This is a genomic window from Aeromonas sp. A35_P (assembly GCF_002259925.1).
In the GTDB taxonomy this organism is placed as follows: Bacteria; Pseudomonadota; Gammaproteobacteria; order Enterobacterales; family Aeromonadaceae; genus Aeromonas; species Aeromonas dhakensis.
The window spans coordinates 35,043-57,394 of record NZ_NEVB01000184.1; the positions used below are offsets into that span (position 1 = coordinate 35,043).

The following is a 22,352-nucleotide window of genomic DNA, read 5'->3' on the forward strand; positions in this document are numbered from 1 at the left end:
AGACGAAACCCATAATCGGAGTGGTGTCATGATCAGTGTCTTCGACCTGTTTTCCATCGGGATCGGTCCCTCTTCTTCTCATACCGTGGGGCCGATGCGCGCCTCTTACGCCTTTGTCATCGCACTCAAGCAACAGGGGCTGCTGCCCCGGACCGAACGGGTAGAAGTGGAGTGTTACGGCTCCCTCGGCCAGACCGGCAAGGGCCATGGCACCGGCAAGGCCATCATCCTGGGGCTGGCCGGTTTTGAACCCGAGTCGGTGGACATCGAGGCCATTCCCGCCTTCCTGGCCGAGGTGGAGCGCAGCCAGTTCGCCCGCAGCGGCGCCATCATCTTCAACCGGCGCAAGACCCTGCCCGCCCACTCCAACGGCATGACCCTGCGCGCCTTCGCCGGTGAACAGCTGCTGTTCGAGCAGACCTACTACTCCATCGGCGGCGGCTTCATCATCGAGGAGAGTCACTTCGCCAACGCCAAGGAGGAGGCCGCCCGCTTCGATGCGGCCCACCCCGTTCCCTACCCGTTCGAGAGCGGCGCCCAGCTGCTGGCTCACTGCCAGGAGAGCGGCCTCTCCATCTCCGGCCTGATGTTGGCCAACGAGAAGGTGTTTCGCACGGAGGCCGAGATCAAGGCGGGCCTGCGCAAGATCTGGCAGGCGATGCAGGGCTGCGTCGAGCGTGGCTGTCGCAGCGAGGGGGTGCTGCCTGGCGGGCTCAAGGTGAAACGGCGGGCGCCGGCCCTCTATCGCCAGCTCAGCTGCGAGACCAATTTCAACAAGGATCCGCTGATGGTGATGGAGTGGGTGGATCTGTTCGCGCTGGCCGTCAACGAGGAGAACGCCGCCGGCGGCCGGGTGGTGACCGCCCCCACCAACGGTGCCGCCGGCATCATTCCCGCCGTGCTGCACTATTACGATCGCTTCGTGCGCAAGGTGGATGACGAGCTGCTGCTGAGCTACTTCCTCACCGCCGCCGCCATCGGCATCCTCTACAAGAAGAACGCCTCCCTCTCGGGTGCGGAAGTGGGCTGCCAGGGCGAGGTAGGGGTGGCCTGCTCCATGGCGGCGGGGGCGCTGACCGAGATCCTGGGAGGCAGCCCGGCAATTGTCGAAAACGCCGCCGAAATAGGCATGGAGCACAACCTGGGGCTCACCTGCGATCCGGTGGGCGGCCAGGTGCAGGTGCCCTGTATAGAGCGCAATGCCATGGGGGCGGTCAAGGCGATCAACGCCGCCCGCCTCGCCCTGCGCGGCACCGGTGAACACAAGGTGTCGCTGGACAAGGTGATCAAAACCATGTGGGAAACCGGCAACGACATGAAGACCAAATACAAGGAAACCGCCCGCGGTGGCCTGGCGGTTAACATTACCGAGTGTTAAAAATCGGTAATTTGCTCCATTTGGTTCCTAAATACCCGGCATTGTCGGGTATTTTTATGGGCAAACGCTTAACAAAATGGATAAGCATCAAAATAAATTTTATACTCGCCGCTCTGATTCAACAAAAATAGATCTATTTCAACTTTTTTTGGGCTTTGAGCCGTTACACTGTGGTTATCTGGTTCATTGACCTCGGCGACGACGCCCTCGTCCCATGAATCACCCCGTTTCTGCGAGTGGGCATGGCGCCCCCTTCTATCCTGAGGTAATTGTTACATGATCAGCGTTTTTGATATCTTCAAAATCGGTGTTGGCCCCTCCTCTTCCCACACTGTCGGCCCGATGAAGGCAGCCAAACAGTTCGTGGATGAACTGCGTGCAGGCGGCAAGATCCGTGACATCACCCGGATCCAGGTCGATGTCTACGGCTCACTCTCCTGGACCGGTAAAGGTCACCACACCGATACCGCTATCATCATGGGTCTGGCGGGCAACCTGCCGGAAAATGTCGATATCGACGGCATCCCCGAGTTCATCTCCCGCGTCGAACAGACCGGTCGTCTGCCCATAGGCCTGCACTGCCACACCGTCAGCTTCCCGCGCGACGCCATGGTGTTCCATGACGAAGCCCTGCCGCTGCACGAAAACGGCATGAAGCTGACCGCCTTCATCGAAGATGAAGCCGTCTACAGCAAGACCTACTACTCCATCGGTGGTGGTTTCATCGTTGACGAAGAGAACTTCGGCAAGGGCGACAGCGGCGACATGTCCGTCAGCTACCCGTTCAAGAGCGCGGCCGAGCTCATCGCCCACTGCAGCCAGACCGGCCTCTCCATCTCCGCCTTGATGATGGAGAACGAGAAGTGCTTCAACACCCCGGAAGAGATCTACAAGAAGCTCGGCAAGATCTGGACCACCATGCGTGAAGGGATCGAGCGCGGCTGCCGCACCGAGGGCGTCCTCTCCGGCCCGCTGCGCGTACCGCGCCGCGCCGCGCCGCTCTATCGCCAACTGACCACCAACGAGAACCTCTCCAACGATCCGATGAACATCGTCGACTGGGTCAACATGTTTGCCCTGGCGGTCAGTGAAGAGAACGCGGCCGGTGGCCGTGTGGTGACCGCGCCGACCAACGGCGCCGCCGGCATCATCCCGGCCGTGCTGGCCTACTACGACAAGTTCATCCAGCCGGTTGGCCGTGACGACTACACCCGCTTCTATCTGGCTGCGGCTGCCGTCGGCATGCTCTACAAGATGAACGCCTCCATCTCCGGCGCCGAAGTGGGCTGCCAAGGTGAGGTGGGCGTCTCCTGCTCCATGGCCGCCGCCGGCCTGACCGAGCTGATGGGCGGCAGCCCCGAGCACGTCTGTGAGGCCGCCGAGATCGGCATGGAGCACAACCTGGGTCTGACCTGTGACCCGGTCGCCGGCCAGGTGCAGGTGCCCTGCATCGAGCGCAACGCCATCGCCGCCATGAAGGCGGTCAACGCCTCCCGCATGGCGCTGCGTCGCACCTCCAAGCCACGCGTCTCCCTGGACAAGGTGATCGAGACCATGTACATCACCGGCAAGGACATGGACTCCAAGTACCGTGAAACCTCCCGCGGTGGCCTGGCCATCAAGGTGATGCAGGTTGCCTGCGACTAAGCAGATAACGGCAAATGCAAAAGGCGGGAATTCCCGCCTTTTGCATTTGCCCATTATTTCCCGCTCATCACCTTCTTCATGGCGCCATTTCACTGGGGCTGGCTCGCTAATTTCCGGGGCCATCCTGCTGCCCGGCCGAGATTGATGGCCAGAGTAGCTCGGCCTTATTCCACCAGACGATCGGCCAGGGTCCCCACCGCCACCACGAAATAGTGGGAGCGATTCCAGTCACGCAGCACCCGATAATTGGGATAGGCGAGATAGGCAGCGCCCCCTGCCCCGTCTGGCTGCACCAGCGAGGCCTGCATCTTCACCGCGGGCAAGGCGCCGCCATCTGCCTTGCGTACCCCGAGGGCCTGCCAGGCCGACAGTGTTCGGGTCTCCTCCAGCCCGACCAGCGCAGGATCCAGACCGGCGGGCACCCTCACCCGGCGACCCCAGGTCTCATCCCCGTGCCAGCCGTTCTGGCGCAGATAATTGGCTGCCGAACCAAACACATCCGCCGGCGTCCCCCACAGATCCTGCTTGCCGTCACCGTCCTGGTCGACCGCGTATTTGCGGTAGGAAGAGGGCATGAACTGCACCTGTCCCATGGCGCCGGCCCAGGAGCCCTTGAGCGCGGCCGGGGTGATCGGCTCCTCTTCCAGCATGCGCAGGGCATCGAGCAACTGCCCCTTGAAGAAGGCCTCACGGCGCCCCTCCCAGGCCAGGGTCGCCAGTGACGACACCAGCGGATATTTGCCGGTCAATTTGCCGAAATTGGTTTCAATGCCCCACAGGGCGACAATAAAGCGGGGTTGCACATCATATTCCGCCCCTATTTTTGTGAGCAGCGGCAAATACTGACGATATAGGCGTTTGGCTTGATTGACTTTCCACTGCGGCACCGCGTTGGAAATATAAGTGGCGAAGGTCTGTTTAAATTCCGGCTGATTTTTATCGTGCCGAATGGCGACCTCGATCAGATGAATATCGGCGAAGGCGGCAGCAATGGTCGCGGGCTGGATCCCGGCGGCCAGGGCCTCCTGTTTGAGGCCCGTCACATAATGGTCAAAATCGGGGCTGGCCTGCAGCGGGTGGCTCGACAATCCCCCCATCAGCAGCAGTGCCAGCCGCCTCTTCATTTCCGTTCGGCCTTCAATTGAGCCTTGTGCTGCTCCAGCAGGTTTTCCGGCGGCGGGGGCATCTGCAGATAGAAGCCCTGACTCTGCAGCGCCTCCATCACCCGGCTGGTGGAGGCGATCCCCAAGGGCTTGGCTGGGTCCAGTTTGGTCATCAATACCAGTTCGGGACGGCCGAATGTACTCATCAGCACCTCGGGTACGCGGGAAAAGTCCTCTCTTCTTTCAACAAAAAGATAGGTCTCGGCTTTTTTGCGACTTTTATAGACTGCACACAACATGGAAATTGATATAATCCAACCGGTTTATTGCCTCTGAGGATGGCAAACTATAACATCAGGAATTGAATAACAATAACGGATTACCGTCTCTGTCTCGGGGAAGATTCATGGTTGAGCGCGATAACGAATTGAAAGGGACCACCTTCACTATTTCTGTGTTGCATATCAGCGATGGCAAGCCTGAGCGGATCCGCCAGTTGCTGGCGGCCAAAGTGGCCCAGGCGCCCCAGTTCTTTAATTGTGCCCCCCTCGTCATCAATGTGGAACGGCTCACCGAGATCCCCGACTTCGAACAGCTCAAGGAGCTGGTGGAATCGGAAGACTTCGTGCTGGTCGGGATCACGGGGGCCCAAAACGAGGCGATGAAGACGGCCGCCAAGGCGGCAGGGCTGGCGGTGATGGCCTCCGGCAAGAGCCGCAAGGCCGAACCCCAGCCAGAACCGGCACCGGCCCCCATCGTAGAAGCGAAACCCGTGCCAGCACCGGTGATAGCGAGCAAGGTGCATGTGGGCCCGGTTCGCTCCGGCCAGCAGCTCTATGCCGCCGGCACCTCGCTGGTGGTGCTGGGCTCGGTCAGCCCGGGCGCCGAAGTCATCGCCGACGACAGTATTCATATTTATGGCACTCTGCGCGGCAGGGCCATTGCCGGCGCCAAGGGCAACCCCCAGGCACGGATTTATTGCCAGCAACTGCAGGCCGAGCTGCTCTCCATCGCTGGCACCTTCCAGCTCAGCGATGCATTGCCGGCCGGCCTCATCCAGCAGCCGGTTCATGTCCGGCTGGATAACGAACAACTCCGTATAGACCGTATCAAATAGAGTTACAAGGAAGCGAGAATGGCGCGAATCATAGTCGTTACATCGGGTAAAGGTGGCGTTGGCAAGACCACAACCAGCGCGGCCCTGAGTACCGGTTTAGCCCAACGTGGCCACAAGACAGTGGTCATCGATTTTGACATTGGCCTGCGAAACCTGGACCTCATCATGGGCTGCGAGCGGCGCGTGGTGTATGACTTCGTCAACGTCATCAATGGCGAGGCCAACCTCAACCAGGCCCTCATCAAGGACAAGCGCTGCGAGAACCTGTTCATCCTGCCCGCCTCCCAGACCCGGGACAAGGATGCCCTCACCCGCGAAGGGGTCGAGAAGATCCTGGATCAGCTGAGCGAGATGCAGTTCGACTACATCGTCTGCGACTCCCCGGCGGGGATCGAGGCCGGCGCCCTGATGGCGCTCTACTTCGCCGATGAAGCCATCGTCACCACCAACCCGGAGGTCTCCTCCGTGCGTGACTCGGATCGCATCCTCGGCATCCTGGCCTCCAAGTCCCGCCGTGCCGAGCGTGGCGAAGACCCCATCAAGGAGCACCTGCTGCTGACCCGCTACTGCCCGACCCGCGTCAACCGCGGCGACATGCTGAGCGTGCAGGACGTACAGGAGATCCTGGCCATCAAACTGCTTGGCGTTATCCCGGAGTCCCAGGCGGTGCTGCGCGCCTCCAACTCCGGCGAGCCCGTCATCCTGGACAAGGAGTCCGATGCCGGTCAGGCCTATGAGGATGCCGTTGCCCGCCTGTTGGGTGACACCAAGGATTTTCGTTTTCTGGAAGAAGAGAAGAAGGGCTTCTTTAGCCGACTGTTCGGGAGTTAAGCATGTCATTATTGGATTATTTTCGTTCCAACAAGAAACAGTGCACCGCACAACTGGCCAAAGAGCGGTTGCAGATCATCGTGGCTCACGAGCGTTCATCCAGAGGGGGGCCGGATTACCTGCCCCAGCTCAAGCAGGATATCCTCGATGTCATCCGTAAATATGTGCAGATAGACCCTGACAAGATCTCGGTCCAGCTGGACAAGAAGAGTGATGAGCTCTCCGTACTGGAGCTCAACATCACCTTCGCCGACGACAAGAAGGGATGAGCCTGACGCCCTATGCGTGACCCTTTCCCCCAATGAAGACCGGATCCTGCTGCCAGGATCCGGTTTTTTATTGCCGCAACCGGGTCAAGGGCGCTGCTGCACTCGCCAAGCCGGTGGGGGACGGCTAGAATACGGCGCGCCACCGTGCGGCCGGGCCGTCGGTGTTTTTCTTTATTTATCAGCTGGAACAGACCGCTTATGTCTTTGAATGACGAAATGCACAGCATCGAGGAACTGCTCGACACCGCCCTCGAACTCTTCATGGAGCTGGCCTCCGACAACCTGCCGGAGCAGGAGATCGCCCGCTTCAATCAGGAGTTCAACGACCGCGGCCTGCTGGCGGAAACCGATCCGGCCGATGACTGGGAAGCGGACGTTGGCTTCGAGGTCAGCGACGCCGAGTACGCCGAGATCTGGATCGGCCTTGGCAACGAGCAGGAAGAGTACGAGCACCTGTTCGCCCGCATGCTGCTCTCCCGCCGTGTTGACGAGAAGTTCTGCCACATCGAATGGCTGCCCCAATAATTCCGGATCCCGATGATCCGAGTCACTACGTCTGGGAGTCGGAGCCAGAGCCCGTGCGGCCCAATCCGGCACGGCGCCTGCTGAACTGGCTCGGCAAGCTGCTGCTGGCGGCGCTGCTCAGCACCATCGTCTCGGTGGCGCTGCTGCGTTTCATCGATCCGCCCATGTGGACCTGGCGCATCGAGCGGGCGCTGTTTCCCCCTGCCAAGGTGGCCGAGGTGAAGCACGACTGGGTGCCGCTCGAGCAGATCTCCCGCGAACTGCAGCTGGCGGTGATCGCCGCCGAAGATCAGCGCTTTGCCGAGCACAACGGCTTCGACATGGACGCCATCAGCTCGGCACTCAAGCACAATCAGCACAGTGAGCGGGTGCGTGGCGCCAGTACCCTCAGCCAGCAGACCGCCAAGAACCTCTTCATGTGGAGCGATCGCAGCTTCCTGCGCAAAGGGATCGAAGCCTGGTTCACCCTGCTGATGGAGCTGGGCTGGGACAAATCCCGCATCCTCGAGGTGTACCTGAATATCGTGGAGTTCGGGCCCGGCATCTACGGCGCCGAGGCCGCGGCCAGACACTACTTTGGCAAGCCGGCGATGCGTCTCACCCGCTACGAGGCGTCACTGCTGGCGGCAGCCCTGCCCAACCCCTGGCGCTACCGGGTCAAGCCCCCCTCGCCCTACGTCCAGCAGCGCTCGGCCTGGATCCGTCGCCAGATGGGCCAGCTGGGGCAGGTGACCCTCAACAAGGTGCATCAGGCAGACTGATGCCTGATGGGTGTCGGGTTTGTTCACGGTGCGAGCCCGGCCTCGTCGGTGGAGGGTCCCAGGTGCCCGCCCACCGTGCCCCGATGCAGCGGCAGGTAGTGCCACCACCAGGTCTCCCGCCGCCGCTTGATCTGCTGCCGTCTCGTCCGCCGTTTCATGCCCGTTCTCCCTTGCCCTGCCCCTCTTCAACCATACCCAACTCCGGTCAGCCTTGCCCGGCGCTGGCGCACCCTTCCCACTGGTCTGGCCGCCACCGCCAATAATTGTTACAGTAGCGAACCTCGATGTATCTGGAGTGATTTCATGGAACAGCGTACCCCGGATCAGCTGGTCGAATGGGCCTATGATCAGTTTCTTGAGCAGGCCGCAGACATGCTGGCCCCCGAACAAATCGTCGACATCACCCTGGAGTTCGAACAGCGTGGCGCCGTCGAGGCGACCCTGCCCAATGCCGACTGGTCAACCGAACTCGGTGTGCCGGTGGACATGGAGCGCTGGGTCGAAGTGTGGGTGGGTCTGCTGGACCATCAGGAGGAGTTCGAGGTGATCTTTGCCACCTTCCTGCTGCCCCGTCATAGCAATGAGCACGATGTCCACGTGCGCTGGCACCGTCAGCAACAGGCATAAAAAAGGCGCCCTCGGCGCCTTTTTCTTTTGCGGTGATCATTGCTCAGGGCCGGGCCGCGATGGCCTTCGCCAGACAGCGCCGGCACCAGCAGGCATCGGCCTCCCCCATGGGCAGGGCCGGCAGCTGGCTGCACCAGCACTCTGCGATGGTCGCGCCGGCCGACACGGCGCAAAAGGCCGGTTCACCGCAGCCGGGACAGCGGTGGGTGCTGGTGGAACCATCCAGCTGCGCCATCACCGCCAGCTGGGCCTCGCTCTCCATGGCGGACCAGTGACCAATCTCGGTCAGGGTGCGACCACAGCCAAGGCAGAGACCGTCTTTCGCCCGGCACGCACCGACGCAGGGGCTCGGCACTTATTCGCCGCCTTCGCGCTGATCGTCGCCCGTCAATGTGATGCTGTAGTCATCGATGACCAGCTTGCCCTGCTTGTAGAGGCCGCCGATGGCCTTCTTGAAGGTGCCCTTGCTCATGCCGAGCAGCTTGTAGATGAGCTCGGGTTCGCTCTTGTCACCTACCGCCAGGCTACCGCCCTGCTTCTTGAGGCGGGCCAGGATCTGCTCGCCGGCATCGTCCAGCCGCGCCACGCCCGGCTTTTGCAGGGTCAGATCCAGCTTGCCGTCATCACGCACCTGCTTGACCCAGGCGGTCAGCGGACGGCCCGTGGTCACCCGGCCGAACACCTCGTTCTTGAACAGCATGCCGGAGTACTCGCCATTGACGATGGCCTTGATGCCGAGCGGCGTGCGCTCGCCAGGCAGGGCTGTCACTTCGTCACCGGCCTTGAATGGAGGCTTGTCGGTGCGCAGGAACCGCTCGAGGCGGCTGGTGCCCACCATGCGCCCCTCGTGATCGAGCATCAGCCGCACCAGATAGACATGGCCCACCTGCATCGGCTTGTTCTGCTCGCGGCTTGGTACGAACAGATCCTTCTTCATGCCCCAGTCGAGGAAGGCGCCAATCTTGTTGGCATTGACCACCTTGAGGCCGACGATGTCGTCCACCATGGCAAACGGCTTGTCGGTGGTGATCACCGGCTCGCAGTCGGCATCCAGATAGAGGAAGACCTTGACGCCGTCCCCTTCCGCCACCCCTTCCGGCAGTTGACGCTTGGGCAGCAGCAGCTCGCCGTACTCTTCGCCAGCCGCCAGCCAGGCGCCCCGATCTTCGAGCTCGACTACGGTAAGGGTGTTCATCTTGCCAATCTGTAGCATGGTGTTCTCTTCTTTCATTGTCCGGATGGCCAATTTTTCATTGCCTGTATGGGCGCGCATGTTACCCCAAGAGCGGTAACAGGGCCTAGTCCCTTGCCCTGTTCGCGGGTGATTTTCAGGGCCTTTTGGCCGGGTCGTGTCCATATAATCGCCAGTCAGCCGCCCTTTTGCTGCAAATAACCCCACTTTTGGGTAGACTTCGCCGCTGTCAAAATCCAGAGGAACTGTCGATGAATCCATCCACTCGTACCCGTCATCTCAATCAATGGATCCAGACCCACAGTGGGCAGGACATGACCTACCCGGCGCTGCACGGCTTTTTGTGTGCCCGCCTGGTCGGGCCGGATGCCCCTGACTGGCAGGCCCCGCTGGCCGGTCTGTTGCCCCATGACGCCGAGCTGGATGAAAAAAGCGCCGAGGCGCTGCGCCACCTGATCGCCGAGCTGGAAACCCAGGCCGATGAGGCCCAGCTCGCCCTGCCGAGCCAGTGCCGCCTCTCCACCGAGAGCCCGGAGCAGGTGTTCGAGCAGAGCCACCCCCTCGGTCAGTGGTGTTACGGCTTCAGCCAGGGCTTTGCCACCTGGCCCAAGCCCAGGGATCTGAACGACCCGACCACCCAGTACCGTTTCAGCCTGGCCGCCGAACTGAGCCTGTTTCGTGACAAGCCCATGGCGCAGATGCTGCACGCGGCCGCCGGCAGTGACCTCCCCTTCATGGAGTTCTGCAAGCGTCAGCGCCAGAACATGAAGACCGCTCTCAACCAGCTGCTGCAATTAGATGAGTATCAGGCCGTGCCGAGCACGGAGCAGACCCTGGACAGCCAGCAGGTCGAGCAGTGGCAGCAGTGGTTCGAACTGGCCGATGCCAGCCGCGATCCGCACAGCCGCCTCGGCTGGTTTGACAAGGTGATCGCCGACGCCGAACCGCTGTTTGACGCCGCCTTCTGGCAGCAGATTGCCGGCCATGGCTGGAGTGCCCACGAAGCGCGCCCGCTGCTGGCCGCCCGGGCCGGGCGGGCCGACTGCCTGCTGCGCCTCGGCCAGCTGGAACAGGCGCGCAGCGAATATCTGGCCCTGCTCGAGCTGTGCGTGGCCGATGAACTGGGTTGCCGTTATCCCCTCTCCAGCCTCTATGCCCTGCAAGGGGACTGGTCGGCCCTGCAGGCTCTGCTGATGCGCTTTGATGAGGCCTCCAGCTGGCTGCTCTACAACAAGGCGCTGATGACGTTCGTCTGCGCAGGCGCCGAGGCCGCGCAGCCACTGCTGGCCGCCGCCATCAAGGCCAACGCCCATGTGCCGGCCTGTCTGCTGGGCCAGCGCAAGCTGCCCAAACAGGAGCCCCACAGCTGGCAGGCTGGCAGCCGTGACGAAGCGGCGCTCTACACCCTGCAAAGCCGCGAGGCTTGGCTCAAACACAACGCCCTGCTCTGGCTGCGCAAAGGCTGAGCCAACGACAGTAAAACCAGCTTCGAATAGACCCGGTTGCGGCGGATGACGTGCGCAACCGCACATTTCTCTGGTACTTGTTCAGACAAACGGCCCTGTGTTACGTATCATCAAGGTCAAAGTATCAAGAGAAACTGCACCCGATGCAGCCGTCACAGCAGGATGTCATATGTCAAAGATCATAGAGCTGCTTGCCCACTATCCCCCCTATCAGCTGGTACACGCCGCCGAGATGGTGCGCGATACCTTCGAACAGTTTTACCAGCAGCGCTATCAGCTGACGGTGCCTCAATGGCGCCTGATGATGGTGCTCGGCCCCAACTACCCCATCAGCCAGAAAGAGCTGGTAGAGGCGAGCGGGATGGACAAGGTGCGGATCTCCCGCGAGATTCACCGGCTGGTGGAAAAAGGGATCCTGTTCACCGAGAGCAGCGAGCATGACAAGCGAGTCAGCCTGGTCTCCTTCACCCAGGCGGGGCTCACCCTGTTCCAGCAGCTCAAGAGTGAAGCGGGCAGCTGGCAGCACACCCTCACCGACTACCTGCCGGCCGAGGCGCGCCAATCCATCCGTCTGCACCTGCAAAGCGTCAGCGACGCCATCGAACAACTTCACCTGCTGGATAACGAGCGTCCCTCATGAACCTGAACAACTTTGCCACCATGGACGTCAACATGCTGCTGAGCCTGGTCAACATGCAGCTGCGTGATCGCTACGATGATCTCGATGATCTCTGCAAGGCGCAGGATCTCGACAAGGCTGCGCTGGTCGCCCGGCTCGCCAGCGGCGATTTCCACTATCAGGACGATCAGAAGCAGTTCAGATAGGGATCCGGATCACAACCCGGCCCATGCCGCTGGCTCCGGCAGCAAAAGCTGCTATGGTGATGGCTACCCCGGTCAACTGACCTTCGGCAAGAAGTATGGATACATCTTGCTGTCACAGACCGCGGTTAGCCTTTTACTTACCAGCCGTAGCCAAGGATGACCCATGATGTTCCTGACCCGTCCCGCCAGCCTGATCACCCTCTGTGCCTTGCTGATGATCAGCCTTCTCTCACCTCGCCTGCCCGACAGCGCCGAGCAGTGGCTCACCACCCTGCTGCTGGGCTCCCTGGTGGCGGTCTGCCTGATGGTCGGCAGCGGCTGTCGCCGTTTTCTGCGGGATTGACCAGACGGGCCGCTTCATCGGGTCAGGCACCAAAAAAACAACGCAGCCCTAGGGCTGCGTTGTTGTTTTCTGGCGTGGCAGGTTGCTCTCTTGATCAGAGCGCCAGGGTCTCCAGCTGGCCCTTGGCCTGCTCGATGCCCTTGGCCTGGGCATCCGGACCCATGCCCATGCCTTCGGCGTAGATGAAGTCCACCTCCTTGATGCCGATGAAGCCCAGCACGGTGCGCATGTAGGGGGTCACCAGATCGGTGGCGCTGCCGACGTGCATGCCGCCGCGGGGGCTGATCACCAGGGCGCGGGTGTTTTCCACCAGGCCGACCGGACCGGTTTCGGTGTAACGGAAGGTCACGCCGGCACGGGCCACCAGATCGATCCAGTTTTTCAGCTGGGTCGGGATGTTGAAGTTGTACATGGGGGCGGCAATCACCACCAGATCGCTCGCCTTGAGCTCTGCGATAAGCTCGTCGGACTGGGCCAGCACGGTCAGTTGACGCTCGTTGAGGTTTTCACCACCGCGCAGGCCAGACGCCAGCTCGCCATCCAGTACCGGCAGGTTCAGGGCCGCCAGATCACGCACGGTGACGGTGTCGGACTGATGGTCGGCCAGGAAACCGTCGATCAGGGCGTTGGATTGGGAATATTGGCCCAGGATGCTGGACTTGAGTACGAGGATATTGGCCATGGTGAAACTCCATTAGGTTGTCGGTTGAACAGCGGTGCTGTCGATGGAGGTCACTCTAAACATTGGGCTTCCATACAGATAGCGAAAATAGATGCTCAACTTATTCAAAAATTTTGATGATAGTGCATTCTCTCGCCAGCCGCCTCTCTCCCGCCCCGCCAAGGCTTGGCAGAACAAACGATTGCCGTTATGATCCGCCGCACTTTTTTCAGCGACCCGGATCCCATGACACCCTCGCGCAGGCACTCCCCCTTTGCCGGTGCAGTCTGGATGATGGTAGCGGGCCTCTGCTTCGCCGCCGTCAACAGCCTGAGCCAGTATGTCAGCTTCAAGCTCGGCCTCCCCTCGACCCAGGTCGCCTTCCATCAATATCTGATTGCCCTGGTCTGTCTGCTGCCCTGGCAGGTTCGCCACGGCCTGCGCCAGTCGCTGATGACCAACCAGCTGCGGCTGCACCTGCTGCGGGTTGCCCTCGCGGTGGTCGGCATCCAGTTCTGGTTGTGGGCGCTGGCAGTGCCCGTCCCCATCTGGCAGGGGATAGCGCTGCTGATGACTTCTCCGCTGTTTGCCACCCTGGGGTCGGCCCTCTTTCTCAAGGAACAGGTGAGCCGGGCCCGCATTCTGGCGACCCTGGCCGGCTTTGTCGGCGCCATGCTGATCCTGGCCCCCTGGACCGACGATTTCAGCTGGGCTTCCCTGCTGCCGGTGGCGGCCGCTCTGTTCTGGGCCGGCTACTCCTTGCTGGTGCGCTATCAGGCGGCCAGCGAGTCGTCCCACACCATCGTCGTCTACCTGCTCATCTTCAGCACCCCGTTCAACGCCATGCTGGCCCTGCCGGAGTGGCAGTGGCCGAGCGAAACCCAGTGGCTGCTGGTGGCCGCCTCCGGCGTGCTGTCGGCACTGGCCCAGATGTCCATCGCCCGCGCCTACAGCGTGGCCGAGGCATCCTTCGTGCAACCCTTTGATTTTGCCAAGTTGCCCATGAACGTGCTGGCCGGCTGGCTGGTGTTTGGCTGGGCGCCGCCCGGCCGATTGTGGCTGGGAGCCGCCATCATCATCGGCGCCATCACCCTGCTCACCCATCTGGAGCAGCGCGCCCACAAATCCGTTTCCTGAGGTACGCCATGCGTGCCTCTTTTTTTGTCCGCTATTCGTGCAATAGCGGCCCTCAATCACCACTCACGACATCAGGAGAAATCACATGTTTGGAACCGCTACCCGCCCCGGTACCACCCGCGCCCTGCTGCTGGGCTCCGGCGAACTTGGCAAGGAGGTCGCCATCGAGCTGCAACGCTTCGGCATCGAGGTGATCGCCGCCGACCGCTATGCCGATGCCCCCGCCATGCAGGTGGCCCACAAAGCCCATGTGCTGGACATGCTGGACGGCGCCGCCCTGCGCGCCCTGGTCAACGAGGTCAAACCGGATCTGATCATTCCCGAGCTGGAAGCCATCGCCACCGATACCTTGGCCGCCCTGGAGCAGGAAGGCGTCAAGGTGGTGCCCAACGCCCGTGCCACCCAGCTCACCATGAACCGGGAGGGGATCCGCCGCCTCGCCGCCGAGACGCTGGGCTTGCCCACCTCCCCCTACCGCTTTGCCCAGAGCAAGGAGGAGTTTGTCGCCGCCGTTGACACCATCGGCCTGCCCTGCGTGGTGAAGCCGGTGATGAGCTCGTCCGGCAAGGGCCAGAGCGTGCTGCGCGATCTCGCCAAGTTCGACGAGAGCTGGACCCATGCCCAGGAGGGGGGCCGCGCCGGCCGCGGCAAGGTGATCGTCGAAGGGTTCGTCCCCTTCGAGTACGAGATCACCCTGCTCACGGTGCGCGCCGTCGACGGCATCCACTTCTGTCAGCCCATCGGCCATCGCCAGGAAGATGGCGACTACCGCGAATCCTGGCAGCCGCAAGCCATGAGTGAACTGGCGCTGGCTCGCTCCAAAGAGGTAGCTGCCAAAGTGGTAGAAGCCCTCGGTGGTTACGGCCTGTTCGGGGTCGAGCTCTTCATCAAGGGTGACGAGGTGTGGTTCAGCGAGGTCTCGCCGCGCCCGCACGACACCGGCATGGTGACCCTCATCTCTCAGGATCTCTCCGAGTTCGCCCTGCACGTGCGCGCCATTCTGGGGCTGCCCATCGGCACCATCACCCAGTACGGGCCGAGCGCCTCCGCCGTGGTGCTGCGCGAAGGTCACAGCCAGGACATCCGCTATCAGGGGATTGGCGAGGCGCTGGCCCTGGTGCCGGGTGCCCAGTTGCGGCTGTTTGGCAAGCCGGAGATCGCCGGTCGCCGCCGACTCGGCGTGGCGCTGGTCCGGGGTGAAGATTGCCCCACCGCCGTCGAGCAGGCCAAAGCCGTGGCCGCTAGGGTGGACGTGCTCTTCTGACCACTGTTTTTTGTCTCGCACAAACAAACGTTTGCCTGCGTGATCCGGCGCAAGGGGCATGGCAATGCCCCTTTTGCATTGAGGTGCCTCGCTTATAATCCCCCCTTCACCTATGTCAGGAGTACAAGATGTTAACTGCCGTGATCTTCGATATGGATGGTGTTCTGATCGACTCGGAACCCTTTTGGCAACGGGCCCAGATGGCTGTCTTCTCCGAGCTGGGCCACCCCCACACGGTGGAAGATTGCGAATCGACCATAGGCGTGCGCATCGATCAGCTGGTCGCCCACTGGTATCGGTTGCGCCCCTGGAGCGGCCCCAGCCAGGAAGAGGTGGTGCAGCGCATCCTGGATCGGGTCAACGCCCTGATCCTCTCCGAAGGTCAGCCCAAGGCTGGCGTGCTGGAGGCGCTCGACCTCATCGAGGCGCAAGGCCTTAAAATCGGTCTGGCCACCTCCTCCCCCTTTGCCATGGTGGAGGCCGTGCTCGGCAAGCTCGGCATTCGCGATCGCTTCCTGGCGGTGCACTCTGCCGAGGTGGAGCGCTTTGGCAAGCCGCACCCGGATGTCTATATCCACGCCGCCGAGAAGCTGGGGGTCGAGCCGGTGCATTGTCTCGCCATCGAGGACAGCTTTACCGGTCTGCTGGCGGCCAAGGCGGCCTCCATGACCGCGCTGATTGTGCCGGATCCAGCGCTGGTGGGTGACCCGCGTCTGGCCATTGCCAACCATCAGCTGTACTCGCTGGCCGAGCTGGATGCCCAGATGCTGGCCAGCTGGGTCAAGTAAACGACAAACAGGCGCTGATCGTTCCCATGTACCCGGCATTGGTGAGTGACCCACGTCTGGCCATTGCCAACCATCAGCTGTGCTCGCTGGCCGAGCTGGATGCCCAGATGCTGGCCAGCTGGGTCAAGTAAACGACCAGCAGGCGCTGATAGTTCCCATGTACCCGGCGCTGGTGGGTGACCCACGCTTGGCCATCGCCAACCATCAGCTGTGCTCGCTGGCCGAGCTTAATAGCGAGATGCTGGCCAACTGGGTCAAATAAACCACGCTCTGGCGGACTGACCTCCTGCCTCCCTTGATCCCGGTCATAATCGTGCGCTTGCTCGCGGTCAGGCAGGTGCGATCCAGCTAGAATCTGGGGAGAGAGGCGGCCCACGGGCCCGAGGAGGTCATAATGATCGAGTACACCAGCAAGCGCATCGTCTGCCCCCACTGTGGCCATCATACCCGGGTCGAGCTGGATGCCAGCCAGGGGGATCAGGAGTTCTATGAGGATTGCATGGCCTGCTGCAACCCCATCCACCTGCGACTGCACCGGGATGAGGCGCGCGACTGCCTGCAACTCTTCGTGGATGCTGACGATGAACAGATGTTCTGAGTCCCCCTGACAGGGGATAGCGCAAAACAAAGCGGGGCCCATTGGGCCCCGCTTTCCTTTTCGCCTAAGCGGCCGCCCCTGCGCCTTATTGGCGGGCCGCCAGCACCCGCTCTACCGTATCGACGATGGCCTGGGTCTGGGGGTCAATCTCGATGTTGGTCTGCCAGCCTGCCTTGACCCAGCCGAGGTTGGTGCGGGCCAGGGTCTCGGGGATCAGGTTGACGCAAAATTCGCAGCCGCGTACCTCGCCCACGGTAAGGCTGATGCCGTCGATGCCGATGTAGCCCTTGGTCAGCACGTATTTCATCAGCGTTGGCGCCAGGCGATACCACACCTGCCGGTTGTTGGGGGTGTCGATGACCGAGATCACCTGCGCCGTGCCCATGATATGGCCGGACATGGCGTGGCCGCCAATCTCGTCGCCAAAGCGGGCCGCCCGCTCCACGTTGACCTTGTCCCCCAGCTGCAGCTGGCCGAGGTTGGTGAGACGCAGGGTCTCCTGCATCAGATCGAAGCTGACCAGGTCTCCTTCGACCCGGGTGACGGTCAGGCAGCAGCCGTTGTGGGCCACGGAGGCGCCCAGCGCCAGCCCCTCGCCCCAGGCCGGGCTCGGCATGCGGATCACGTGGGTTCGAAAGTTGGGCAACTCCTCGATGGCCACCAGTTCGGCGGTCCCCTGCACTATGCCGGTGAACATGTCTCGTCTCCTGCTACGAAAAAAAGGCAGGGTAACCTCGCCGCGCACCCCAGACAAGCGCAACCGCTGACAAGCAGGCGGCCGATCGCTATAGTGACGGCATTCAACCCCGTGCTGACAAGGAAACAAAAATGCAGGTATATCAATGCTGTGAGGCCATTCGCATCGCCTACAACCAGATTGGCTCCGGCGAGCAGGGCTATGTGCCGCAGGCCATCGCCGCCACCATCAGGGCGCTCAACGCCGTGGCATCGGACGAGCGGGTGCCGGCGGATCTGCGCGAACAGGCCGCCTACGCCGCCGCCAACCTGCTGATCAGCGATCACGAAGACGCCTGATCCCGGGCTTGCACCAATCGTTTCGTCCCGGATGAATTTCAGGCTAGAATGACCCCCCCGCACTTTGCACTCCCCCTTCCGGAGTGCAAAGGCTCTTCCCGCTACCCGCTCTTTTTACGCTTTATCTGATCCACTCGGAGGTGTCAGTGCAACGTTATTGGTCCGAGGCGAGGCAACTCGTTCGTCTAGCCAGCCCCATTCTGGTCGCCCAGGTGGCCCAGATCGCCATGAACTTTGTCGATACCGTGATGGCGGGACAGGTCAGCGCCGTCGATCTGGCCGCCGTGTCGGTGGCCTCCAGCTTCTGGCTGCCGGTGATCCTGCTGGTGCAGGGCATCATCATGGCGCTCACCCCCATCGTCTCCCAGCTCAACGGCGCCCGCAAACGGGACGAGGTGCGACCGGCGGTGCATCAGGGCTTCTGGCTGGCGCTGATGGTCACCCCCATCGCCATGGTGGCGCTCTATTTCAGCCCGCTGGCGCTGCAGTTCATGGACGTGGATCCCGTGATGGCCGCCAAGACCACCGGCTACCTGCACGCCATCCTGTGGGGCCTGCCCGCCTTCGTGCTGTTCCAGGTGCTGCGCAACTTCAGCGAGGGGCTCTCCCACACCATGCCGACCATGGTGATCGGCTTCGTGGGGCTGGCGGTCAACATCCCGGCCAACACCATCTTCATCCACGGCCTGTTCGGCATGCCGAAACTGGGCGGGGTCGGCTGTGGCGTGGCCACCGCCATCGTGCTGTGGGCCATGCTGCTGGCGATGATCGTCTATGTGAAGCTCTCTCGCCACTTCAAGGAGATCAACCTGTTCGCCCAGCTCGCGCGCCCCAACGGCAGCCGGATCTGGCGCCTGTTCCGGCTTGGATTCCCCATCGCCATGGCCATCTTCTGCGAAGTGACCCTGTTTACCGTGGTGGCCCTGATGCTGGCCCCGTTCGGTGCGGAGACGGTGGCGAGCCACCAGATAGCGCTCAACTTCTCCAGCCTGGTGTTCATGCTGCCGCTCTCCATCGGGGTGGGCGTCACCATCCGGGTCGGCCACAGCATCGGCGAAGGGCTGCCTGATCACGCCAGGGTCGCGGCCCGCACCGGCCTGATGCTGGGCATGACGGTGGCCGCCGCCACCGCCGCCCTCACCGTGCTGCTGCGCGAGCAGATCGCCACCATCTACACCGAAGATCTGCAGGTGATCAGCCTCGCGGCCACCCTGCTCTTCTTCGCCGCCATCTACCAGATCTCCGACTCGGTACAGGTGGTGGCAGCCGCGGCCCTGCGCGGTTACAAGGACACCAAGGCGATCTTCTACGTCACCATCGTCGCCTACTGGGGACTGGGGCTGCCCACCGGCATGATCCTGGGCCTGACCGACTGGGTGGTGCCGCAGATGGGACCCCAGGGCTTCTGGGTCGGCTTCATCGTCGGCCTCACCAGCGCAGCCCTGATGTTGGGTACCCGGCTGCGCTACATCTATGGCCGCTTTGCCAGCCCGGAGGCGTGCAGCGCCCTCTCCAAGGCGCAATAAGGGGAAACTCGCCTGCAAAATCAACAGGCTGCGCAAGAACTGGGCAAACAGTCGCCTTTGTGCGTGCGGCCTGTTGACAGCCTAGGGGGGCATGGGTAGTATGCCGACCACGCCAGCAGTGCTGGCGGGATAAAACGGGTTTTCAGTCCGGTTTATGAAGTGGGTTTATAGCTCAGTTGGTTAGAGCACTACCTTGACATGGTAGGGGTCGTTGGTTCGAATCCAATTAAACCCACCACTTTTATGTGATGCGTCCTTAGCTCAGCTGGTTAGAGCACCACCTTGACATGGTGGGGGTCGGTGGTTCGAATCCACTAGGACGCACCATACGGAACACTGTTATGCGTCCTTAGCTCAGCTGGTTAGAGCATCACCTTGACATGGTGGGGGTCGGTGGTTCGAATCCACTAGGACGCACCATAACAGTTTGAATAAATTGCAGATATGAATTTGATGTGGGTTTATAGCTCAGTTGGTTAGAGCACTACCTTGACATGGTAGGGGTCGTTGGTTCGAATCCAATTAAACCCACCACTCCCCTGCAATCACACAAAGTCGCCTTGCGCACCCTTCGTCCTTAGCTCAGCTGGTTAGAGCATCACCTTGACATGGTGGGGGTCGGTGGTTCGAATCCACTAGGACGCACCAGATTTGAAAAGCCCGCTCCTCGAGCGGGCTTTTTGCATTTCTCTTCTCTGACTATCCCTTCTCTCCCCTCTCATCTGCCTCCTCTTGACCCGCTGCGGCCATTGTCAGGCCATGGCCACAGCGTTGCCCAGTCAGAAGAGATCGAGCTGCTGGCCGCAGATCCGCTCGAACGACTCGCCGATAAAGGGGAGGATGGCATCGGCAATGGGTTTGAGCTGCTTGTCGATGTAGTGCTCGTAGTCGATGGCGCTGCGCCGGTATTCGAGCGGTTCGGGGCCGTTCAGGGTCACCAGGTAGGCGATGGAGCCCCTGTGCTGGTAGCGTTGGGGCAGACCGCGGCGCAGGTTCTCCTCGTCCGCCAGGCGCGCCGCCCGCACGTGGGGCGGCACGTTCTTCTGGTACTCCTCGAGTTTCTGGCGCAGCCGCTTGCGATAGACCAGCAGCTCGTCGTGAAGGCCAGCGCGGGTCTCGTCCACCATGGTGCGCACATAGCCGCTGGGATCCTGGTCGTGAAACACCATCTCGTAGAGGCGGGTCTGGAACGCCTTGGCAAGGGGCGTCCAGTCGGTGCGCACCGACTCGAGCCCCTTGAACACCAGCGACTCCTCTTCACCGGCGTGATGGCCTGCCACCAAGCCCGCATAACGCTTCTTGCTCCCCTTCTCCAGCCCGCGAATGGTGGGCATCAGGAAGCGGCGATAGTGGGTCTCGTACTGGATCTCCAGATAGCTCGGCAAATCGAACTCCCGCTTGATCAGCACCGCCCAGTTGTCGTTGATCATGCAGGCCAAGCGCCGGCCAATCTCGTCCGCCTGGACGGGGCTGGTCTCGCGCCCCAGGTGGGCGAAGGTAGAGTCGGTGTCACCATAGATCACCTCGAAACCCTCCCCTTCGATCCACTCCCGGGTCTGCTGCATGATGCCGTGACCGCGCAAGGTGATGGAGGAGGCAAGCCGCGGGTCGTAGAAGCGGCAGCCCCCCGAGCCCAGCACGCCGTAGAAGGAGTTCATGATGATCTTGATGGCCTGGGAGAGCGCCTTGTTGCGAGCCGCCTTGGCTCTATCCCGCGCCGCCCACAGGGTGGCGATGAGATCCGGCAGGAAGTGGCGCTCGCGGGAGAACAGGGCGCCGCGAAAACCCGGGATGGCGTGCTCAGGATGCTGCAGCCCCTCGATGAGCCCCATAGGGTCGATGCAGAAGGTGCGGATGATGCTGGGATAGAGGCTCTTGAAATCGAGCACCAGCACGTGGCGATAGAGCCCAGGTTTGGAGTCCATCACATAGCCGCCTGGGCTCGCGAGCCCCCCATCGGCCGGCAGGTTGGGCGCCACATAGCCGCCCCGGTGCAGCCGCGGCAGATAGAGATTGGTAAACGCCGCCACCGAGCCCCCTACTCGGTCCAGCTCGAGGCCGGTGAGGGAGGCACGCTCGATGGCAAAGGGGATGAGGTGGCAGTAGTCGAAGATCTCCCACACCAGCTTGCAATCCTCCAGGTTGTAGCGGGCCAGCGCCTCCTTGTCGGAGTGGAACAGCTCGGTGATCTTCTCCCCCCGGTTGGCCACGTCCTCGATGTCCTTGCCGCGGCCAAGCAGCTCGCTCGCCACCGCATCCAGGCTGTAGCTGGGGAACTGCCAGGTGGCGCTTTTGAGGGTGTCGATGCCATCCAGCACCATGCGCCCGGGGATGATGACGCTGCCGCTCTGGGGGTCGTTGCGGGATGAGCGCCAGAAGCAGAGCTCGTGACCACGGCCGAGTCGCAGCCGCCGCTTGTTGAGCTCGGCGCGGCGCAGCAGCAGGCGAAAGTCGAAATTGACCACGTTCCAGCCGATCACCAGATCGGGGTCGTGCCGCACAAACCAGCGCTCCAGCGCACTCAGCAGGGCGCTCTCGTCCGCCACCCACTCGACCTGGGTACCCCAGCTGTCGACATCGGCCTCAGGCGTGCCGATCATGATGACCCGCGCATCCTGCTCGCTATAGAGCCCCACCGAGAAGAGGGCCCCGTCCATGGCGCACTCCACGTCCAGCGACACCCAGGAGAGGGTTGGCGTCACCGCCTGGGGCGCGCAGCGCGCCTCGTTCACCTCCCAGTAACCCTGCTTGCCCCCCTTCTTGCGCGCCCGCCCCTCGAAGCGCACGCCGGCGGTGATGAAACGCTCCATCAGAAAGCGCTCAGGCAGCCGGATATCCGCCTCGAAGTGCTCCAGCCCGCGGATGAGCAGCAGCTCGATGGCGCGGTGAAAGGCGCTCAGGGTGGCAAAATAGCAGCCCACTACGGCGCGGCCGTCGAAGGTGTGCATGGGCAGGCGGCGAAACCGCCCGCTCACCCCGGCCCCCTTGAACAGCTCCGCCGCCTCCGCCATATGGCTCTGGGGCAGGAAGAAGACCGGCTCCTGCCCCGGCACCACCACCCGCACCGGCCCCTGTTCGCTCCAGAGCCACATCACGATCTCGGTGCGCTCCGGCTGCTCGCCGCGGCCGCGCACATCCCGCCCGTGACGGGTCAGGATAAAGCCGTCGCGCGGCGGGGTAACGGGAGGGATGGGGGGGTGGTCGGTCATGCTAGTCATCGGGATCAACGTAGGTGTGGGACTATTGTACGTTCATACAG

At 62.2% G+C, this 22,352-nt stretch carries 25 protein-coding genes and 4 tRNA genes; 22 read left to right on the forward strand and 7 right to left on the reverse strand.

The genetic code is table 11. The features are described 5' to 3' along the window. Positions 1–28: 28 nt before the first annotated feature. The gene (locus tag CAK78_RS11205) at positions 29–1,378 is read left to right on the forward strand and encodes an L-serine ammonia-lyase (protein WP_094697318.1); all 1,350 of its coding nucleotides are present in this window, start codon (positions 29–31) and stop codon (positions 1,376–1,378) included. A 276-nt stretch (positions 1,379–1,654) separates the two neighbouring features. Next, the gene (locus CAK78_RS11215) at positions 1,655–3,025 is read left to right on the forward strand and encodes an L-serine ammonia-lyase (RefSeq protein WP_005301233.1); all 1,371 of its coding nucleotides are present in this window, start codon (positions 1,655–1,657) and stop codon (positions 3,023–3,025) included. Positions 3,026–3,189: 164 nt separating this feature from the next. Here CAK78_RS11215 and CAK78_RS11220 read toward each other — a convergent pair whose 3' ends face one another. Together CAK78_RS11220 and CAK78_RS11225 are read right to left on the reverse strand one after the other, a co-directional pair. After that, positions 3,190–4,149, reverse strand: coding sequence for a lytic murein transglycosylase (locus CAK78_RS11220; protein WP_094697319.1), 960 nt, complete (start codon positions 4,147–4,149; stop codon positions 3,190–3,192). Beyond that, on the reverse strand, positions 4,146–4,427 hold the full coding sequence (locus tag CAK78_RS11225; protein WP_017764394.1) for a YcgL domain-containing protein: 282 nt from the start codon (positions 4,425–4,427) through the stop codon (positions 4,146–4,148). The genes CAK78_RS11220 and CAK78_RS11225 overlap by 4 nt, the downstream gene beginning before the upstream one ends. Before the next feature lie 107 nt (positions 4,428–4,534). On the opposite strand from CAK78_RS11225, the gene minC reads away from it, so the two are divergent. The 6 genes from minC (at position 4,535) to CAK78_RS22840 (ending at position 8,258) form a co-directional block, all read left to right on the forward strand. Beyond that, the gene (gene minC, locus CAK78_RS11230; protein WP_005301245.1) at positions 4,535–5,245 is read left to right on the forward strand and encodes a septum site-determining protein MinC; all 711 of its coding nucleotides are present in this window, start codon (positions 4,535–4,537) and stop codon (positions 5,243–5,245) included. An 18-nt stretch (positions 5,246–5,263) separates the two neighbouring features. Next, complete coding sequence (gene minD, locus CAK78_RS11235; protein ID WP_005301248.1) at positions 5,264–6,076, forward strand: septum site-determining protein MinD; 813 nt, start codon at positions 5,264–5,266, stop codon at positions 6,074–6,076. Between the two features lie 2 nt (positions 6,077–6,078). Beyond that, positions 6,079–6,345 carry a cell division topological specificity factor MinE gene (gene minE / locus CAK78_RS11240; protein WP_094697320.1) on the forward strand — a complete coding sequence of 89 codons (267 nt, stop codon included), beginning with the start codon at positions 6,079–6,081 and terminating at the stop codon, positions 6,343–6,345. 198 nt (positions 6,346–6,543) lie between these two features. Further along, complete coding sequence (locus CAK78_RS11245) at positions 6,544–6,870, forward strand: HI1450 family dsDNA-mimic protein (RefSeq protein WP_176452756.1); 327 nt, start codon at positions 6,544–6,546, stop codon at positions 6,868–6,870. 53 nt (positions 6,871–6,923) lie between these two features. After that, on the forward strand, positions 6,924–7,631 hold the full coding sequence (gene mtgA, locus CAK78_RS11250; protein WP_094697322.1) for a monofunctional biosynthetic peptidoglycan transglycosylase: 708 nt from the start codon (positions 6,924–6,926) through the stop codon (positions 7,629–7,631). 303 nt (positions 7,632–7,934) lie between these two features. Beyond that, positions 7,935–8,258 carry an HI1450 family dsDNA-mimic protein gene (locus tag CAK78_RS22840; RefSeq protein ID WP_005301259.1) on the forward strand — a complete coding sequence of 108 codons (324 nt, stop codon included), beginning with the start codon at positions 7,935–7,937 and terminating at the stop codon, positions 8,256–8,258. A 43-nt stretch (positions 8,259–8,301) separates the two neighbouring features. Here the strand turns inward: CAK78_RS22840 and CAK78_RS11260 are convergent, their stop codons facing one another. Beyond that, the gene (locus tag CAK78_RS11260) at positions 8,302–8,613 is read right to left on the reverse strand and encodes a DUF1289 domain-containing protein (protein WP_094697323.1); all 312 of its coding nucleotides are present in this window, start codon (positions 8,611–8,613) and stop codon (positions 8,302–8,304) included. Then, positions 8,614–9,489, reverse strand: a complete 876-nt coding sequence (locus CAK78_RS11265) for a CvfB family protein (protein WP_019840419.1) — start codon at positions 9,487–9,489, stop codon at positions 8,614–8,616. A 212-nt stretch (positions 9,490–9,701) separates the two neighbouring features. Here CAK78_RS11265 and CAK78_RS11270 point away from each other — a divergent pair, with 212 nt between their 5' ends. From CAK78_RS11270 to CAK78_RS11285, 4 genes are all read left to right on the forward strand, one after another. Continuing rightward, complete coding sequence (locus CAK78_RS11270) at positions 9,702–10,916, forward strand: UPF0149 family protein (protein WP_094697324.1); 1,215 nt, start codon at positions 9,702–9,704, stop codon at positions 10,914–10,916. A gap of 169 nt (positions 10,917–11,085) precedes the next feature. Further along, on the forward strand, positions 11,086–11,556 hold the full coding sequence (locus tag CAK78_RS11275) for a MarR family winged helix-turn-helix transcriptional regulator (protein WP_162519811.1): 471 nt from the start codon (positions 11,086–11,088) through the stop codon (positions 11,554–11,556). After that, positions 11,553–11,741 (forward strand): DUF4250 domain-containing protein, encoded by a 189-nt coding sequence (locus CAK78_RS11280; protein WP_017784784.1) that lies wholly within the window; start codon positions 11,553–11,555, stop codon positions 11,739–11,741. Before CAK78_RS11275 ends, CAK78_RS11280 begins: the two co-directional genes overlap by 4 nt. 163 nt (positions 11,742–11,904) lie before the next feature. Then, entirely contained in the window at positions 11,905–12,084 is a 180-nt protein-coding gene (locus CAK78_RS11285) for a hypothetical protein (RefSeq protein WP_176452757.1), read from the forward strand. Between the two features lie 94 nt (positions 12,085–12,178). Here CAK78_RS11285 and CAK78_RS11290 read toward each other — a convergent pair whose 3' ends face one another. Further along, positions 12,179–12,766, reverse strand: coding sequence for an FMN-dependent NADH-azoreductase (locus CAK78_RS11290; RefSeq protein ID WP_094697326.1), 588 nt, complete (start codon positions 12,764–12,766; stop codon positions 12,179–12,181). A gap of 225 nt (positions 12,767–12,991) precedes the next feature. Between CAK78_RS11290 and CAK78_RS11295 the strand changes: the two genes are divergently transcribed. The 4 genes from CAK78_RS11295 (at position 12,992) to CAK78_RS11310 (ending at position 16,532) form a co-directional block, all read left to right on the forward strand. Next, positions 12,992–13,882 carry a DMT family transporter gene (locus tag CAK78_RS11295; RefSeq protein WP_176452759.1) on the forward strand — a complete coding sequence of 297 codons (891 nt, stop codon included), beginning with the start codon at positions 12,992–12,994 and terminating at the stop codon, positions 13,880–13,882. A gap of 85 nt (positions 13,883–13,967) precedes the next feature. Next, positions 13,968–15,146: a formate-dependent phosphoribosylglycinamide formyltransferase gene (gene purT / locus CAK78_RS11300; RefSeq protein ID WP_094697328.1), complete on the forward strand. Its 1,179-nt coding sequence runs from the start codon at positions 13,968–13,970 to the stop codon at positions 15,144–15,146. A 128-nt stretch (positions 15,147–15,274) separates the two neighbouring features. Then, a complete protein-coding gene (gene hxpB / locus CAK78_RS11305) occupies positions 15,275–15,934 on the forward strand; it encodes a hexitol phosphatase HxpB (protein WP_094697329.1) in 660 nt (219 codons plus the stop codon). A 394-nt stretch (positions 15,935–16,328) separates the two neighbouring features. Beyond that, complete coding sequence (locus tag CAK78_RS11310; RefSeq protein ID WP_005301298.1) at positions 16,329–16,532, forward strand: CPXCG motif-containing cysteine-rich protein; 204 nt, start codon at positions 16,329–16,331, stop codon at positions 16,530–16,532. A gap of 85 nt (positions 16,533–16,617) precedes the next feature. On the opposite strand, the gene CAK78_RS11315 is transcribed toward CAK78_RS11310, so the two are convergent. Continuing rightward, on the reverse strand, positions 16,618–17,229 hold the full coding sequence (locus tag CAK78_RS11315; RefSeq protein ID WP_005301301.1) for a riboflavin synthase: 612 nt from the start codon (positions 17,227–17,229) through the stop codon (positions 16,618–16,620). Between the two features lie 131 nt (positions 17,230–17,360). Here CAK78_RS11315 and CAK78_RS11320 point away from each other — a divergent pair, with 131 nt between their 5' ends. The 6 genes from CAK78_RS11320 to CAK78_RS11345 all read left to right on the forward strand — a co-directional run bounded on the left by CAK78_RS11320 (position 17,361) and on the right by CAK78_RS11345 (position 19,627). Then, positions 17,361–17,567, forward strand: a complete 207-nt coding sequence (locus CAK78_RS11320; protein WP_005301307.1) for a YaeP family protein — start codon at positions 17,361–17,363, stop codon at positions 17,565–17,567. 146 nt (positions 17,568–17,713) lie between these two features. Beyond that, entirely contained in the window at positions 17,714–19,093 is a 1,380-nt protein-coding gene (locus CAK78_RS11325) for an MATE family efflux transporter (RefSeq protein ID WP_094697330.1), read from the forward strand. A 161-nt stretch (positions 19,094–19,254) separates the two neighbouring features. Then, positions 19,255–19,331: transfer RNA gene (locus CAK78_RS11330), tRNA-Val, on the forward strand. 12 nt (positions 19,332–19,343) lie between these two features. Next, positions 19,344–19,420, forward strand: a tRNA-Val gene (locus CAK78_RS11335). A gap of 16 nt (positions 19,421–19,436) precedes the next feature. After that, positions 19,437–19,513 (forward strand) — tRNA-Val (locus tag CAK78_RS11340). Between the two features lie 37 nt (positions 19,514–19,550). After that, positions 19,551–19,627 (forward strand) — tRNA-Val (locus CAK78_RS11345). Positions 19,628–19,872: 245 nt separating this feature from the next. Here CAK78_RS11345 and CAK78_RS11355 read toward each other — a convergent pair. After that, on the reverse strand, positions 19,873–22,311 hold the full coding sequence (locus CAK78_RS11355) for a DNA polymerase II (RefSeq protein WP_176452758.1): 2,439 nt from the start codon (positions 22,309–22,311) through the stop codon (positions 19,873–19,875). Between the last annotated feature and the right edge of the window lie 41 nt (positions 22,312–22,352).